General features: G+C 70.1%; 11 protein-coding genes. 2 read left to right on the top strand and 9 right to left on the bottom strand.

Annotated elements, in window-relative coordinates:
- Positions 1-21: 21 nt before the first annotated feature.
- The 5 genes from HB677_RS14720 to HB677_RS14740 all read right to left on the bottom strand — a co-directional run bounded on the left by HB677_RS14720 (position 22) and on the right by HB677_RS14740 (position 5881).
- On the bottom strand, positions 22-1233 hold the full coding sequence (locus tag HB677_RS14720; protein WP_213816489.1) for a hypothetical protein: 1212 nt from the start codon (positions 1231-1233) through the stop codon (positions 22-24).
- Entirely contained in the window at positions 1220-1990 is a 771-nt protein-coding gene (locus HB677_RS14725; RefSeq protein ID WP_307852615.1) for a polyprenol monophosphomannose synthase, read from the bottom strand. The genes HB677_RS14720 and HB677_RS14725 overlap by 14 nt, the downstream gene beginning before the upstream one ends.
- 162 nt (positions 1991-2152) lie before the next feature.
- The gene (locus HB677_RS14730) at positions 2153-3097 is read right to left on the bottom strand and encodes a PfkB family carbohydrate kinase (protein ID WP_213816491.1); all 945 of its coding nucleotides are present in this window, start codon (positions 3095-3097) and stop codon (positions 2153-2155) included.
- 87 nt (positions 3098-3184) lie between these two features.
- Positions 3185-5122, bottom strand: coding sequence for an acyltransferase family protein (locus tag HB677_RS14735; protein WP_213816492.1), 1938 nt, complete (start codon positions 5120-5122; stop codon positions 3185-3187).
- Between the two features lie 132 nt (positions 5123-5254).
- Positions 5255-5881: a YchJ family protein gene (locus HB677_RS14740; RefSeq protein ID WP_374193826.1), complete on the bottom strand. Its 627-nt coding sequence runs from the start codon at positions 5879-5881 to the stop codon at positions 5255-5257.
- Here HB677_RS14740 and HB677_RS14745 point away from each other — a divergent pair.
- Positions 5817-6659: a universal stress protein gene (locus HB677_RS14745; RefSeq protein ID WP_213816494.1), complete on the top strand. Its 843-nt coding sequence runs from the start codon at positions 5817-5819 to the stop codon at positions 6657-6659. The genes HB677_RS14740 and HB677_RS14745 overlap by 65 nt on opposite strands.
- Before the next feature lie 49 nt (positions 6660-6708).
- Here the strand turns inward: HB677_RS14745 and HB677_RS14750 are convergent, their stop codons facing one another.
- From HB677_RS14750 to HB677_RS14765, 4 genes are read right to left on the bottom strand one after another with little or no spacing between them, the layout of a single operon-like run.
- Positions 6709-7485, bottom strand: coding sequence for an ABC transporter ATP-binding protein (locus HB677_RS14750; RefSeq protein ID WP_213816495.1), 777 nt, complete (start codon positions 7483-7485; stop codon positions 6709-6711).
- Positions 7482-8444 carry an ABC transporter ATP-binding protein gene (locus HB677_RS14755; protein ID WP_213816496.1) on the bottom strand — a complete coding sequence of 321 codons (963 nt, stop codon included), beginning with the start codon at positions 8442-8444 and terminating at the stop codon, positions 7482-7484. Before HB677_RS14755 ends, HB677_RS14750 begins: the two co-directional genes overlap by 4 nt.
- On the bottom strand, positions 8441-11161 hold the full coding sequence (locus HB677_RS14760; RefSeq protein WP_213816497.1) for an FtsX-like permease family protein: 2721 nt from the start codon (positions 11159-11161) through the stop codon (positions 8441-8443). The genes HB677_RS14755 and HB677_RS14760 overlap by 4 nt, the downstream gene beginning before the upstream one ends.
- Positions 11158-14205 carry an FtsX-like permease family protein gene (locus HB677_RS14765; RefSeq protein WP_213816498.1) on the bottom strand — a complete coding sequence of 1016 codons (3048 nt, stop codon included), beginning with the start codon at positions 14203-14205 and terminating at the stop codon, positions 11158-11160. The genes HB677_RS14760 and HB677_RS14765 overlap by 4 nt, the downstream gene beginning before the upstream one ends.
- A 73-nt stretch (positions 14206-14278) precedes the next feature.
- Between HB677_RS14765 and HB677_RS14770 the strand changes: the two genes are divergently transcribed.
- Positions 14279-14962, top strand: coding sequence for a dienelactone hydrolase family protein (locus HB677_RS14770; RefSeq protein ID WP_374193827.1), 684 nt, complete (start codon positions 14279-14281; stop codon positions 14960-14962).
- Positions 14963-14993 lie beyond the last annotated feature (31 nt).

The following is a 14993-nucleotide window of genomic DNA, read 5'->3' on the forward strand; positions in this document are numbered from 1 at the left end:
GCGTGCTTCGGCGCGAGCAGCCTAGGGGAACGACGAGAACCAGAGCACGCCGACGGCGAGAGGCTGCAGCACGAGGCATCCGGCAAGCCAGATCCACCGCCGGCGGCGGCCACCCGTGAAGACGGGAGATCCGAGCAGGGGCGCCAGGGGCAGGAAGATGCGGAACACGCTCTGCTGCGGGAGGAACACCGCGAAGATGTAGAGCGCGTAGCTGGAGGTGAACGCCAGGGCGTCGGGGCCAATGGTGCGGGTCGACCGCCTGCTGACAAACCAGACGAAGGCAGCGGCAATGGCGATGACGAGGATGATCCCGAGGACGCCCAGGTAGCGGCCGGCCAGGAGGAACCAGGGCGACAGTGGCACGAATCCGCCCCGGTCGATGAGCTTGGCCCACCACGCCATCTCCGTCTGGAGATACGCGTCGGGCTGCCCGGTGGCGAGGCCGGCGATCACGGGCCAGGCGAGACCGGCGAGAACGATCCCCACGCCGGCGGCAACGGCGCGCACCCGCGCGGCGACGGGGAACGGCTCTGCGCTGCGCAGGCGGATGATCACGTGGACACCGAGAGCGACGGCAAGGGCGAGCGCGCCGGGCCGGGTGAAACTCGCGACCACGCCGAACAGCAGCAGCGCCAGGTAGTGGCGCCGCACGAGGGCGACGAGACCGCAGAACAGCAGCGCGAGAAAAATGCTCTCGGCGTAGGCGAGCTGCAGCACGAACGCCATCGGCCCGAAGCAGAAGAGCGTGACCGCCCAGAGGGCGGGCGTGCGTCCCGTGCGTGGTTGCAGTAGCCGGAACAGGGCGAGGGCGGCGACGGCGCCGAACACCACAGCTACGAGCACGCCGGCCGGGTCGAACCCCAGGCCGGTCACGGTCATGACGCCGCGCGTGAGCCAGGGAAACACCGGCAGGAACGCCCAGGCGTTGGGGTTCACGAATCCGTTGCCGTCGAGCGGCAGCGTCGCGGGGTACCCGTCGACGGCGATGTGGCGGTAGTACGTGCCGTCCCACACCGCGGAGAACCGGAAGAAATCGCGGTGAGTGGGGGAGGAGGCCACCGGCCACGGACGGTCGCCCACCATGGCGTAACTGCTGAGGAGCACAGCGGTGGAGAAGATCCGGGACGCGAGGTAAATCCCCAGGACGATGACCCACGCCGGTCGGCCGGCGAGGGCGGTGCCCCATCCGCGGGTGCGCGGGGCGGAGGTGCGCGAAACGCTAGGCGCGGTCACTGTGTCGCTCGGCGTCGAAGGCGCCGCCCCGGGACATCCGGCTTCCGAACAATCCCCAGCGGGTGACCTGGGTGAGCGCCTCGACGACGATCCGGGTGGTCATTTTGGATGCCCCGTGCTCGCGCTCGACGAAGGTGATGGGAACCTCGCGGATCGGGCGACCCTGGCGTTCGATGCGCCAGGCAAGCTCGATCTGGAACGCGTAGCCCTGGGCACTGAGTGTGGAGAGGTGGAGGGATTCGAGCGCGGACCGGCGGTACGCGCGGTATCCCGAGGTGATGTCGTGCAGGGACGAGCGCAGCAGGATGCGGGCGTAGAAGGTGCCCGCGCGGGAGATCAGCTGGCGGTACCACGGCCAGTTGACCACGCGACCACCGGGAATCCAGCGCGCGCCAATCGCGAGGTCCGCGCCGGCGGCAACCGCCGCGAGCAGGGCGGGAAGCTCTTCCGGCCGGTGGGAGCCGTCGGCGTCCATCTCGACGATGCGGATGTAATCACGCTCGAGCGCCCAGCGGAAGCCTGCGACATAGGCGGGTCCGAGGCCGTTCTTGGCGGTGCGGTGCAGGACGGACACGCGGGGGTCCGTGGAGGCCAGCTCGTCGGCGAGGTCACCCGTTCCGTCCGGGGAGTTGTCGTCGACAACCAGGATGTCGATCGCGGGAACGGTCGTCAGGATCCGGGCGGCGAGGGGAAGCAGGTTCTCCCGCTCGTTGTAGGTGGGAATGACCACGAGGGTCGTGCCTGATTCAGTACTCACGGATCGTCTTTCGCAGTCAGGAGTCGCACTCCGCCGATGCATCCTGCTCAGGGTGAAGACGAGCTGTGCTGGCGTTTCCGGTTGGCGGTGCATTCAATCATGCATGCAGGGATGGGTGAGAGCCGAATCCTCGCGGCCGTGCCCCACCAACCCGTGGCGGGATTACGGGGTGAATGCGCCGAGCTCAGCCAGGCGCGGCGGATTGGCTCCCGCCCGCGAACAGGTAATCGCGGCGGCGCGACCGGCAAATGTCACGAGGTCGCGCACCGTCTTCTCGCCCAGGAACGGCAGTTTCGGCCGGGCGGCGGCGCCCAGCGTCTGCGTGAAGGTCAGCCCGGCGATGATGGCGGACATGAACGAGTCGCCCGCCCCGACGGTGTCGGCGATGTCGACCTCGGGCGAGGGCACCTCGAGCACGCCGTTGGGGGTGAGAACCAGAGGCCCCTCCGCTCCCCGGGTGACGATGACGAGAGAGGGTCCGCGTTCCAGCCAGGCGGCGGCCGCCTGCGGGGTACTGCGGTTGGGGTAGAGGAACTTGAGGTCCTCGTTGCTTGCCTTGACGATGTCGCTCGCTTCGACGAAACGCTCCGCCGATGCCCGCGCGTCGGCCACGCTCGGTTCGAGTGCTGGCCGGCAATTCGGGTCGAAGCTGATGGTGGCGGTCTCGCGCGCGGACTCGACGAGGGAGAACACGGAGGCCGCCCCGGGCTGGATCAACGTCGAGATCGACCCCACGTGCACGTGATCGGCCGCCTGCACCGATGCGCGGGCCTCGGGCACGACGCTGGCGATGTCCCACGCGATCTCGAACTGGTAGCTCGCGGAACCTCCGACGTTGAGCGTGGCGATGGCTCGGCTGGTGGACGGGGACGCGGCGACGATGGTGGCGACGGAATTGCCGGACAGATGGTCGCGGATGACCCGACCGTCGTCATCCTCGGCGAACGACGTCACCAAAGTGGTGTCCAGACCGAGCCGGGTGGCACCGATCGCGACGTTGAGCGGACTGCCGCCGGCGTGCACCTGCGGTTCTGAGCTGTCGGCGAGAGGGGAGACGATGATATCGACGAGCGATTCCCCAATGACGGTGAGCTTCGATGGTGTCACGCTGTGTCCCTCCGTTGGTCCCTGATCGCACTTTACCCCGAGGGTTCTCGGAGAGGCCAGACCACCCGGCGCGCGCCCGCCGCGGTGCTACTGACCGTTGAGCCTGTCGAGTGCCTCCCGGATAGCCGCCGCATAGATGAGGCCGCCGCTGTGCCCCGGATGAATGTGGTCGGCGCCGAGGAGGCCGAGGTGCGGTGCGATGGCCGACTTCCAGTCGACGAGCTCGACGTCGCTGTTGTCGCGATCGAACCCCGTGAGGGTCTGGTTAACCCCGGCGGTCCAGCCCCGCGGTGCCTGCACGTTCACCACGATCATGGTGTGCCCGGGTCCCAGCATCGCGTGCACCTCGTCGAGGGTGTCGCGACCGATCGCGCCGTTGGTGCCTAGCCCGACGAGCAACACCGGGCGCAATGTCCCCTCAGAGATCATGGACCTCACGATGGAGGGCAGCTGCCGCATCTGTCGCGACACGACCGCGTCAATCGAAATGCCCGGGAAGGTCGTTTCCAGCACGGGAGCGGAGGCGAGCATCACCGAGTCCCCGATGGCCGTGATGCCATCGCCCCAGGGCTGGGCAATTGACGAGGGAGGTCGCCCGGGAAGATGGGGGATCGACGGGCCGACATCCCCGGCGCCCGCGTCGGGTTGTTGTCCTGCAGACCTGACCGCGGCGGCTCCCGCCTCGATGAGTTCCTGGCTGGCGCTGGCGGTCGGAGCGTGCACCACGGCGGATCCGGCGAGCACCGTGGTGGTGGCCACCACGAGGATCACGGCGGCGCCGGTGACCGACCGAAGGCGGCGGCGCGGGCCGCGCGTAAAGGCAGCCGCGATGCTCGCACGGAACCCCTCGCGGCGCACCGGCGTCTCCAGGTAGCGGTAGGAGACCGTGGCAAGACCGACGGTGACCACGAGGGTGAGGAGACCGACCACCACGTCCGCGAAGACACTGCCACGCCACGCAGGCATCGCCGCGCGCACGAGGACGAGAACGGGCCAGTGCCAGAGGTAGAGGCCGTAGGAGCGTTCGCCGATCCAGCGCAGGAGGGGTACATCCAGCGCGCGGCCGAGCCACGACCCCGGAAGGGCAGCTCCCACCAGAACCCCAACGGTCAGCAGGCACGCCACGACCAGACCGCCACGGAACGCGATCGGTGACTGGGCGGGCAGCACGACAGTGAGGGTCACCAGGGCGATCAGCGCGAGGCATCCGGCCCCCATCAACAGCTGCCGGGACCAGGCCCAGCGCACGAGTCCGCGGCCCGCGAACCGCACGGCGCCCCACGCGAGGAGGCCGCCGAGAGCCAGGCCGAAGAGGTGCGTATCGGTGCCGTAGTAGACGCGGGTGGCGCCGGCTCCGACGTTGTAGAGAACGAGCATCAGGACAGCGGATGCCACGGCCGCGGCCACCAGGACGCGGCCGACGATTCCCCGGCGACTGCGCAGCAGAAGCAGCAGAATCAGCGGCCAGAACAGGTAGAACTGTTCCTCGACCGCGAGCGACCACAGGTTGCGGAAGAGGTCAGGCGACGTCCCGGCGAAGTAATCGGACCCGGTGGCGATGGCCACCCAGTTGCTGCTGAATGTGGCGGCGGAGAGCACCTGCGTTCCGATGCCCACCATGACGTCGCCGCCGATGACGGCAGCAGCAAGGGTGCACACCAGCACGAGGGCGGCGAGCGCGGGAAGCAGTCGCCGTGCGCGCCGCGTCCAGAAGGCGGCAAGTCGGACCCGCCCCGTCGCCGCGTGTTCGCGCAGGAGCAGACGGGTGATGAGGAATCCGCTGATCACAAAAAAGATGTCGACGCCGAGCGCGCCGCCCGGCATGACGGCGGGAAAGAGGTGAAAGACGACGACGGCGATGACCGCGATGGCCCGCAGGCCGTCGATGCCCGTCAGTCGGGAATGCGGTTCCCGCACGGGTGCCTGCGGTTCGATACGGTCGCCCTTGTCCGGCGCTGCGGACACGGACTCGGCGTCTGCGTGAGCGTCGGGGGAGCGTGCGGGGAACGTCAGTACCACTGCCACCCGGCCGTCGTTCCCAGCGTCATCAGCACCCGCGATCTCCTTCGTGATTCCCGGCCCCCGTTCGGGGCACGACGAGGCAATGGTACTCGCGGGATCCGACAACGAGCGGTCGCGGCGGTGGCCGGAGTGCGGCTAGGAAGCGTCCAGATACAGCCACTGCCGACCGTCGCGCACGAACCTGCTGAGCTCGCGCTGCTCGCCGACAACGCCGTCACTGCGGTAGCGGGCAACGAACTCGACGGTGCCGTCGGAGTCGAGCATCCCGCCCCGGGACCGGCCAAGAATCTCGAGTCCGAACCAGCGGGTCGACGGATCCAGTTCGAGCGAAGCCGGGCGTGTTGCGGGATGCCACGTGGCGAGCAGGTACGCGACGTCGCCCGTCACGAACGCACTATAGCGGGAACGCATGAGGCGCTCGGCCGTCGGAGCCGCCGAGTCCCCGCGGTGAAACGGCCCGCAGCATTCCCCGTACGGGAGCCCGCTCTGGCACGGGCAGCGCGCCGCGTCTGCGAGGGCGGGAGGGGCGGATGATGCGGGCGTGGGCATCTGCCCATTATCGCTGCGATGTGGGCGGGGCGCGGAGCATCCACTCTCCGCCCCTTCCCGCATCTTCGCCCTGTTGCCGGCTCGTGCACGGTGGAAAGCTGGGACGGGATGGGGGAGCTCTGACGTAACAGAAAGCGGGTGTGTGGCCATGGAGAAGATCATCATTGCCGTGGACGGTGAGCCATCGTGCGAGGCGGCAATCGGGTGGGTCATCGAGCGGTCACGCCGGCGCCCGACGAGCGTTGAGGTCACCACGGTCGCGGAGCTGGCGACCTACGGTGGCGGCATGATGGTGGATGACGTCGAGGCTGCCTATTCCGCTGTCGTGCGGGAGGCGGTCGAGCGAATCTCCACGGCAAGTCCGACCACGACAGTGACCTCCCGGGTGCGCCGCGGGCAGGTGCGGGTGGAGCTCGCGCGGGCCTCGGAGGACGCCGATGTGATCGTGCTGGGCACGGCCCGGCACCGCACGGTCGAGCACGGCGGGTACGGTGCCCTTCCCGCGCGCATCGCGACGGTGACCGACTGCCCGGTGATCGTCATCCCGCAGGGTTGGGTGAGCGGCGATGCCGGCCCCGTCGTGCTCGGCATCGACGTGCAACACCCGCAGCCGGGCGTGGAATCGTTCGCGGCGCGGGAGGCTGCGGCGGCCGGCGGTGTGCTGCGCGTTGTGCACGCGTGGGGAGTGCCGACGTGGCTCGCGGTGGTGCTGTTCGCACACCCCTCGGTCTGGCGCGAGGTGGGCGAGACGGTCGAGGAGAAGTTCGCCGACCACCTCACGCGGATCCGGCGCGACAGGCCGGCGCTGATCATTACGGAGCTGCTGCGGGAGGGGCCGACGTCCCGGGTGGTGGAGGAAGAGGCCGCGGGCGCGCAGCTGTTGGTGCTCGGGCGGAAGGCACACGGATCGATGCGGGACTACGCCCTCGGATCCACCGCGCACGACGCGCTCATCGCGATGCCGTGCCCGGTGGCGATCGTGCCGGCGTAGCGTGGCCGGCGGGCGGCCGCGGCGTTGGGCTACCCGCACGGACGTGCTCTCAGTTCGGCTCGACCGGACTGGCGTGACGTCCGGTGCGCGCGGGCGACTGCACGGTGGCCCGACCGTCGTGCAGCTCGATGACGCGGTCGGCGCGGGCGGAGAGGTCGGCGTCGTGGGTGGCGACCACGGCGGCGAGGCCCTGCGAGATCACGAGTCCGGAAATGAGATCGAGGATGAGGGCGGCGCTCGTGCTGTCGAGCTGGGCGGTCGGTTCGTCGGCGATGAGGATGCGCGGCGGAACGGCGAGGGCGCGGGCGATTCCCACGCGCTGTTGCTGGCCACCGGACAGCTCTGACGGCAGCTGGGCGGCGTGATCCGAGAGACCCACCATCGCCAGGACCTCGGCGACCCGCAGGTCGCGTTCGGCCGACGCCGCGTTCGTGATGCGGAGGGGTAGCTCGACGTTTTCCGCCGCGGTGAGCACGGGGATGAGTCCGAACGACTGGAAGATGAAGCTCAGGGCGCCGCGCCGCAGCTCGACGGACTCTTGCTCCGTCAGGCTCGAGAACTGCCTGCCCTCGACCCACACCTCGCCCGAGGTGGGCGTATCGAGGCCGCCGAGCATGCCGAGCAGCGTCGACTTGCCCGCACCGGAGGGACCCCGGACCACCACAAGCTCGCCCGGGTACACCTCGAGGTTGATGTTCGCGCAGGCGACGACATCCCCCGCCCGCGTGGAGAACACGCGGCCGAGATCGACGGCGCGTAGCAGGGGCGCCGTCGGCTCTGCCGTTCCGGTGGCACCGGGAGCGGTGATGGCGTCGGGTGAGGTCATGAGGGGTCTCCGTTCGGGATGGGGGCGGCCGGGGCATCCACCCTGTCCGTCCCCTCGTTCTGTTCCGGCGACTCGCCGATGCCGGGGCGCACGCTGACGTGGTCGGTCTCGAGCGTGAGGCGCACCCGGTCGCGCAGCCCGAGGCTCTCGGTGAAGGTGGCGGGAAGCTGCATGCGGCCGACGCGGTCGAGCACGGCGAATTCCTCGGCGATGGCGTGCTCGTCGCCGAAGTCGTCGATGCGGGTGCTGCGCACGACCTCGGTCGAGGTGCGACCGTCGCGGATCTGCACGGTGCGACGCACCTGGGCGGCGACGGTTGCGTCGTGGGTCACGATGAGGGTGGTGAGGCCGCGCTCCTCGTTGATGCGGCGCATCGCGGCCAGCACCTGCTCGCTGGTCGCCTCGTCGAGTTCGCCGGTCGGTTCGTCCGCGAGCAGCATGGAGGGGTCGTTGGCGATCGCGACCGCGATGGCCACGCGCTGCTGCTGGCCGCCCGACATTTCCGCTGTCATCCGGTCGCGCACGTCGCCGACCTCGAGCAGGTCGAGCAACTCGTCGACGCGCTTCGCGCGGGCGTCGCCCTTGGGCCCCCGGGCAATCGCGAGCACCGCGGCGATGTTCTCGGCCGCCGTGAGGAAGGGCAGCAGGTTGCGGGAGGTCTGTTGCCAGACGAACCCCACGCTGGAGCGCTGAAACCGCACCCGCTCGGCGCGACCCATGTCGAGCATGTCGTGGCCGGCGACCATCGCGCGTCCGGCGGACGGTCGGTCGAGGCCCGACAGCACGTTGAGCAGGGTGGACTTGCCGGACCCGGATGCGCCGACGACGGCGACCATCTCGCCGGAGTTCACGCGCAGCGTCAGGCCCTGGAGCGCCTGTACCTCGACGTCCTTCGTGCGGAAGATCCGCACGAGGTCGACGCAGTCGATGTCAGGGGTTGTGGCGGTGCTGGCGGTCATGAGTTCCAACCTTCTTCTGCCGGAGTGGTGCGGGTGGTGCCCGGTCGCGGTGTTGCGCGCCAGGCGGCGATCACCGTGGTGGCGACGACGAGGACGCCGAAGCCGCCGACGACGAGGGTGGTGAGGACCGGATCGATGGATGTCCCGGGCTGCACGAGTCCGGCGGTGAACGGGCGAAGATCGACCGAGGTGAGGACCACGACCGACAGCACGGCGCCGAGGAGGAGGCCGACCACGAGGCCGACGACCGAGAGCGGGCCGAGCTCCCACGCGACGGCGGACCGTGCCTGGCGACGGTTCATGCCGAGGGTGGCGAGCACGCCGAGGGTGCGCCGTCGGCCCCGGGAGTCCAGTGCCGTGGTGAGGATCAGTGCGGTCGCGCTGAGCAGGCCGGCGCCGGCAACCGAGAGGAGCACCGAGGTGTGGATGCCACCCACCGCGGGGTTGTCGGACAGCGCGGCCCCTGCCGAGGCAGGCGTGGTGATCGTGGCATCCGGCCCGACGATGGCGCGGATCGCGGGTGTCAGGGCGGCGATGGTCGTAGAGGCGTCGGCGCGCAGCAGAACGCTGTCACCGAAAAGGGGGAGCGGGAACTCGAAGGCGTCCGCGGCGGACTGGTCGGCGAGGATCCAGTTGTCGCCGGTGCCGAAGACGCGGTCGGTCGGGGGCAGCGCGCGGGAGGTGACCGCGGTGCCGTTGACGTCGGAGGGGAGGTTCCCCTTGAGGGCCGTGACGGCTGAGGATGAGGCGAGCACCGGCAACGCGGAGTCACCACCGGTGTCGGTTTCCGGGAGCAGGTTCCAGTCGATGGCGCCGGGGACGCCCCGCTGCACCGCCCGGAGGTCGTCGCGATCGACGAGCACGACGGTGGCCTGGACGGTATCGGATTCCGTCGAGGAGATGGGAAGCACGTTGAGGGTGACCATGGCGACGGCGGCCATGCCGGGAACGGCCCGCAGTTCGTCGACCTGGTCGGGGGAGATCTGGATGCCGGCGATGGAAGCATCCGCTCCGATGCGGGCGTGGGCTGCGGTGGCGAGTCCGGTGGAGAGGGTGGAGGCGAGCACGCCGGAGAAGACGGCGACGGAGATGCCGACGACCACCGCGAGTACCGGGATGAGGCCGGCGGGGGAGCCGCGGTGGGCAACGATCGTGCCGAAGAACGCGCTGATTCCGCGGCGGCGGCGCGACGCCGCCACGGAGCGGCGCAGGATCACCGGGTACAGCCGGAGCACGGCGACGCAGCCGAGCAGGGAAAGCAGCAGGGGAGTCAGGGCGGAGAGAAGGTCGACTCCTCCCGAGGCCGAGGCGGTGGCTCCCCGCTGAACGAGGACGGTGACGGCAGCGAGGGCGGCGACGGCGACAATAATTTCGGCGGTCATCCGGATGCGCGCCGTCGTTGTTCCGGCCGACTCCCGGCGCGATGCTGTGGCGCTGACGGCGGCGAGCAGGATCGCGGGAGCGAGGGCAACGGCCACCACCAGTCCGATGGCGGCGCCACTCGTGGACGCCCCCGGTGTCGCGACGATGCCCGCGAGGGCACCAACGGCAGCGAACGGAATTCCGACAGCCAGCGCGGGAAGGACGACGAACAGCTGCCTCTGGCCGGCGGATGCCCCGCGCGCGCCGAGCAGCAGGAGTGGACGCCCCACCCGGGCGAGCGCCAGGCGGGCGATCAGCACCTCGATGGCGATCGCGACCCCGAGTGGACCGGCGATGATCGTCGCGAGCACCGCCTGCGAGCTGACGTTGCGCGCAACCGCCGACTCCAGCACGCGGGGGAGGTCGCTGCGGAACGCGAGCGTCTGGCCGGGAACGTCCCCGAAGGCGTGGGACACACTGGTGAATTTGCGCACCTGCTGGGCGACGTTTGCCGCGGCGGCCGATGTGAGCTTTGACGAATCGACCTGGAACCACGTCTGCGTGCGGACGATCCGCGACGAGTTCAGGGCAGCAGAGATGCCGCCGGCGTTGGGGAACACGGTGACCTTGACGTCGTCCATGCTGATGGCCGGGGGGACGAGGGCGGACGGGGTGTGCGTCCAGTACGGGTCATCCGCGTCCTTCGGCTCGAATATTCCGACGAGCCTGACATTCTGCGAGTTGCCGTCGGGGAACGACATCGGGCGCACCTCGCCGATCGGCCAGCGCACCCGGCTGACGACGGATTGCGAAGCGATGAAATCAAGCGTGACGTCGCCCGGGAGGATCTGCGGGATGACCGTTGGCATGGTGCCCTCGACGAGCCGGATGTGATCCACCAGCCGCGGATCGTAGCCGAGAGCCACCGACGCGCCGAGGCTGGTCTCCGTCTTGACGGCGGAGTAATCGGTGACCGCGGAGTACTGTCCGTCGGCGACGACGTTCCGCACCGCCGCAGGCATGGACGCGCGAATCGCGGCGACCTGGTCGTCGTAGCTTCCCCAGGCGGCGGCGGACTCTGCGGACATGTCCGCGACCGTCGCCGGATCGCTCGCGGTCCCCGTCGCATAGACCCCCACGAATGTCGCCGAGATGTCGCGGTCGACGACCGCGGCCGCCCGGGAGTCGTACTGAACCCCCGCGGTGAGGAAACCCTCGATGGAGCGGGGCACGGCCGTCGCCAGCGCGGACATGACCACGGTGACGATCGCGATCATGAGGCCCGCCGCCCAGAACGCGCGAAGGGAGCGGGAGGCGAGGCGCCAGCCGCCGAGTCCGGAACGGGTTCGGCTCATGCGCGTGACTCCTCGACCATGGCGACCCGGGCCCGTCGTCTGACCTGCGCGACAGACTGGGCAACCACAACAACGCAGCACACGGCGAGCACCAGGAGCGCTGCTCCCCAGGCGATGAAACCGAGGTCCGGACTGATGCGAAGGATGTCGCCCGCGCCGGGTACGGCGGCCGCCGCGAATGGCGTGACGGTGACAGCAACGGCGATGAGTCCGGCGATCACGCCGATGACAAGAGCGGAGCACAGGGTGATGACGTGCTCCCGGGCGCGGGCCGCTCCCTGCTGAGCCGCGGTCAGGCCGAGGGCACGCAACACCGATACCTCCGCGCGACGGGCGCGGGAGTCGCCGCGAATGGAGGCCGCAAGCGCGATGAGCGCGAGAACGATCGCGCCCGCCGCGGCGAGCCAGAAGGCATTGATCGCCGGGGCAAGGGTCGTGTCGACGGAGCTGCTGGCCGCCGTCGCCACGAGGGCGGGGCTTGTTGCCGAGCGGATCACCTCGGCGGCGACCGCCGCGGGATGGGCCGTGGAAATCCAGACCGCGGACGTGCGTGCCGGCTGTGTTCCGGTCGCGAGCGACAGGGAGTCGACCGCGGTGATGTCGGCGGCGAAGGCGAGGCTCGATGCGCTGCCGGGAATCGCCGTGACGGTCGCTGTGAGGGTGGCCGGTTGGGGGAGGGGGGATGACCCGATTCCCAGGGTCAGCGTGTCGCCGACGGTGAGTCCGAGCCTGTCGGCGAGTGCCCGGGTGGCCACGACCGGGAGCGTAGTGGACGCCGGTTCGCCGAGCAGGGCGCGCGCGACCGGGACGTCCCCGGTGAGGGTCAGGGTCATCGCGGAACCCGGCAGCGAGATTGGTGTCCCGCCGGCGTTGCCGGCCGCGCTGGCGAGTGCGGTGAGGGTCACGGAGACGTCCGGTGCGTCGGGCATTCCGGGGCGTTCTGCCGCGAAGGCGAGCACCGAGAAGGGCTCTGCACCCCGGGGCAGCGTCCCCGAGAGCTGAGCGCCCCCGCTGGGGACCGGCGTGGCGGAAGGGGCCTGCGCGGCCAGAGATACGCGACTGAGCGCGCCATCCGCGTCGGCAACCCAGGCGAAGAGTCCCACGCCGAGCGACGGGTCCGTGCCGCCGCCGGTCACGTCCACCGAGGCGGTAAGACCGGTGGTGTCGGACGGCACGGGCACCCCGGCGAAGCTCGGTCCCGCTGTCATCGCGCCGGCGACCTCTGCGCCGTCCGAGCCGAGAACGCGGGTCAGTGAGTCCGGTGCCGCGGCGATGAACGCAAACTTCTCGGAGCTGACGGACGCGGTCGTAGCGATGAGGGACATCGCGGAGCGCGCGCCGTCGATGGTGGCGAAGTCCGCCGAGGTGACGGCGGGCGTGGCATCCGTCGCCGTTGCACTCGGGGTCAGGGTCACGTTGACGTCCGTCGCGATGGTCGCGAGCTGGGTCGCGCGCTGGGTCGACAGCCAGGTCGCGTTCATTCCGCTCGCGACGGCTCCGCTGGCAACGGCGATGGACACCGCCAGCACCGGCACGAGGTAGTGCGCCGTGCGCCGTGCGACCTGACGGGTGGCGAGCACCGCCGTCAGCGATCGACGGCGGGATGCGCGACCCGCGAGCAGGGAGGAGACGGGAATCACGAACGCGGTTCCGATGACCGCGACCGCGATGAGCGCCAGCGCAGGGCCGGCCGACGCGATTACGTTGACGCTGGTGCCCGACAGGGGAGTTCCCTGCGAGAAGAGCTGCCAGGTGGACAGACCGGCAGCGACCGCGATGGCGGCGCCGATCAGCAGGAAGCCGATGGGCGAACGGCGGGGTTCCCTGTCCTCGGAGGCGCCCAGAACATCCCGGATCGTCACCCCGAGCAGTCCCAGCACGGTCAGGATGACGATGCCGACATCGAGGGCGATGTACTCTGTGAGCGAGGCGACTCCGGTCGTACCGGCGATTACATCGACAACGCCGGCGGCCAGGACACTGCCGATGACCGCGCCCGGGAGCGCGACGCCGACGGCCTCGGCCACGGTGATCCCGGCGAGCTGACGCACCGACAGTCCGCGGGCCCGGGCGAGCCGGATCTGATCCCGCCGCGACGAAACCAGGAGCGAACACAGCTGCAGCAAGGCGACGATGCCCAGCATGCCGACGATGCAGATGGGCGCCGCCGCGATCGCCTGGGCGGCGCGAGACGACTGGATGATCCTGCCGAGGGTGGCACCGAGTGAACCCTCGACCGTCGATGACGTCAGGACGAGGTCGGGTGCCACCTCGACGGCGTGGGGAAGGCGGTCGACACCGGCGCTCACGGCGTCGATCTGGCCCGCCGATACTGCGGCGGGCTTCGCGACAATGGTCCAGCGCACGAAGAACTGCGTGGGAAGCCGCACCAGTGTCTCGGGGGAGACCACGAACAGGCCGGACGCCCCATCGATCTGCCCCGCCCCGATCGACGAGTCGGCAAACCATTGCGGGGCGGCGGGGTCGGAGGCGCGCCAGGTGGCTGCCAGGGTGAGGCCGACCTCCTGCGTTCCCGTACCGACGACGATCGTGTCACCGACGCGGGCGCCGAGGCGGGTTGCCGCATCGACCTGCAGGGCGACCGTGCCGGCATCCGGGATGCCGCTCGCGGGCAGCGTGCCATCCACGATCCGCGTATCGGTCGCCAGTCGCGGCTCGACTCCGAAGACGGCGGTTGCCCCCTCCGGCTGGGTGGTCGTGCCGACCACGCGCAGGTCGAGGGGCAGGCTGCGTTCGCTGCGGACGGTGGTGGTGGTCCCCGCGGGGAACAGCTCGCCGAAGACCGCCGACGCTGCGGAGTCCTGTGCCGCGGGATCCTCCCCGAGGTGGGTCGTCACGCGGACGGCCGCGGCAGGAGCGGCGGCGTTGTCGAGGGTGGAGCGACTCCCGGCGGCCGTGCCCGCGGAGACGAGACCGAGGCTCACTCCCAGCACCATGGCGGTGACGAAGGTCACGAGGGAGAGGGCCGCGAGGCCCGAGAGGGAACTGCGGGCACGGTGCAGGAGCAGGCGTGTCGTCGTCATCGATCTACCGCTGCCCCTTCACCGCTGTGGATCACATTCGCCCCGGATTCCCGGCCGCTCCCGAGAAGTGTTCATGTTACCTGCCGGGCCCCGGCGCGCTGCACCGGTGGGATCTTTCCCCGCAACGAAGAATAATGGTCAGCAACGACGGATCGAACACACGACGAAGTGGAGCCATCCCATGGCCGAAGTATTGCTGTTCCATCACGCGCAGGGTCTCACGACCGGAGTTCGAGACTTCGCGAGGGCGCTCGAAGCGGCCGGGCACGTCGTGCACCTTCCGGATCTCTACGACGGCAACGTCTTTGGCACCCTGGACGAGGGGATGGTCTACGCCCGCGGTGTGGGCTTCGACGTGCTCCTGGAGAAGGGCCGCCTCGAGGCCGACGGGTTGCCTGACGCGCTGGCCTACGTCGGCTTTTCGCTCGGCGTGATGCCCGCCCAGTTGCTGGCTCAGACCAGGCCGGGCGCGACGGCCGCGATTTTCCTGCACGGGTGCCTGCCCGTGGCCGAATTCGGAGACGCCTGGCCCGACGGTGTCCCGGTGCAGATCCACGGCATGGACGCCGACGAGTGGTTCGTCGACGGCGGCGATCTCGAGGCGGCGGAGGAGATCCTGCTGTCGGCCAGCGACGCCGAGCTCTTTCTCTACCCCGGGTCCGACCATCTCTTCACGGACAACAGCCTGCCTGCTTTCGATGCGGATGCCTCGGCGCTGGCGCTCGAGCGGGTGCTTGGCCTCCTCGGGCGGGTGTAGTCGACCGCAAACAGGGACGGCGTGGAACTCC

The organism is Glaciihabitans sp. dw_435 (genome assembly GCF_018449675.1).
Taxonomy (GTDB): domain Bacteria; phylum Actinomycetota; class Actinomycetes; order Actinomycetales; family Microbacteriaceae; genus Glaciihabitans.

Coding starts and splice junctions, on each gene's coding strand:
- HB677_RS14740 (WP_374193826.1), bottom strand. CDS start 5,881: ATGACCCACCCGATTGCCGCCTCGCACGATGGCTCACCGTCCACGGCA.
- HB677_RS14745 (WP_213816494.1), top strand. CDS start 5,817: ATGGAGAAGATCATCATTGCCGTGGACGGTGAGCCATCGTGCGAGGCG.
- HB677_RS14770 (WP_374193827.1), top strand. CDS start 14,279: ATGTTACCTGCCGGGCCCCGGCGCGCTGCACCGGTGGGATCTTTCCCC.
- HB677_RS14750 (WP_213816495.1), bottom strand. CDS start 7,485: ATGACCTCACCCGACGCCATCACCGCTCCCGGTGCCACCGGAACGGCA.
- HB677_RS14765 (WP_213816498.1), bottom strand. CDS start 14,205: ATGACGACGACACGCCTGCTCCTGCACCGTGCCCGCAGTTCCCTCTCG.
- HB677_RS14755 (WP_213816496.1), bottom strand. CDS start 8,444: ATGACCGCCAGCACCGCCACAACCCCTGACATCGACTGCGTCGACCTC.
- HB677_RS14760 (WP_213816497.1), bottom strand. CDS start 11,161: ATGAGCCGAACCCGTTCCGGACTCGGCGGCTGGCGCCTCGCCTCCCGC.